The organism is Micromonospora sp. NPDC003776 (assembly GCF_053605645.1).
The window spans coordinates 1-1,247 of sequence record NZ_JBSGJR010000960.1 but is presented as its reverse complement, the minus strand read 5'-3'; the positions used below and the strand labels follow the sequence as shown (position 1 = coordinate 1,247).

The 1,247-nt window shown below is 74.7% G+C and carries 1 protein-coding gene; it reads left to right on the top strand.

Translation table 11 applies throughout. The annotated features are described in order from the left end of the window. Positions 1-101: 101 nt before the first annotated feature. The coding region (gene ccsA / locus ACWEVO_RS36705; RefSeq protein ID WP_452311977.1) for a cytochrome c biogenesis protein CcsA at positions 102-1,247 on the top strand (1,146 nt) is incomplete at its 3' end.

The following is a 1,247-nucleotide window of genomic DNA, read 5'->3' as shown; positions in this document are numbered from 1 at the left end:
GAAGCTGGTCCGGGACACCGGCTGCTGGCTGGGCTTCTCCATCTACCCGGAGACCAAGATGCGTCCTGCTGGAGGCGGCGCTGCTGGGGCACGACTTCAGCGTGCGGTTCGTCGCCGAGAACGGCGGCCGGCACGTGCCCACCTACTACACGATCACCAGCCTGTGGTCGGCGATGGACGGCTCCCTGCTGCTCTGGCTGCTGGTCCTCGGCGGCTATGGCGCCCTGCTCGCGCGGGGCCGACCCGACCGGCTGCGCGCGTACGCGATGGTCGTGGTGAGCGTGGCGAGCACCCTGTTTTTCGCGCTCTCCACCTTCGCGGCCAACCCCTTCCGCGCGGTGGACCCGGTGCCGCTGGACGGCCCGGGACCGAACCCGCTGCTGCAACAGCACCCGGCGATGGGCGTGCACCCGCCGCTGCTCTACGCCGGCTACCTCGGCACGGTGGTGCCGTTCGCCCTGGCGCTGGCCGCCCCGCTCGCCGGCAAGGCCGGACGGAACTGGGTCCGCCGGGCCCGCCCCTGGGCGCTGGTGGCCTGGTGCACGCTCACCGCGGGCATCGTGCTGGGCGCCTGGTGGTCGTACGCGGTCCTCGGCTGGGGCGGTTACTGGGCCTGGGACCCGGTGGAGAACGCCTCCCTGCTGCCCTGGCTGACCACCACCGCCCTGCTGCACACCAGCCTGGGCGGCGGCCGGGGGCGGGAGCGCTGGAACAGCCTCCTGGCCTGTGCCGGATTCCTGCTGGTGCTGCTCGGCACCTTCCTGACCCGCTCCGGCGCGGTGGCGAGCGTGCACGCCTTCACCGACTCGCCGCTGGGGCCCCTGCTGCTCGGATTCGTCCTGCTGGCCGTACTGGCCGCCACCGTCCTCACCGGTCGGCGGCAACCGGCGCCGGCCCGGGGCGCCGTGCCGCTGTGGTCCCGGCGTACCGCCGTGCTGGGCAACGCCGTCCTGCTGGTCACGATCGCCGCCGTGGTGCTGATCGGCACCGTGCAGCCCCTGCTCAGCGAGCAACTGACCGGCAGCCGGGCCAGCGTCGGCGCCGGCTACTACCAGCGCACCGCGATACCGCTGGCCGTGGTGCTGCTCCTGCTGGTCGGGGTCACCCCGGCGCTGCGCGTGCGGGACCGGGCCGGCGTGCTGCGCCGGCTGGCCCTGCCCGGTGCGGCCGCGTTGGCCACGGTGGCCACCGTCGGCCTGCTCAGCCGGCCGGGACCCGCGGCGCTCACCGCCTTCGGGGCGACCGCC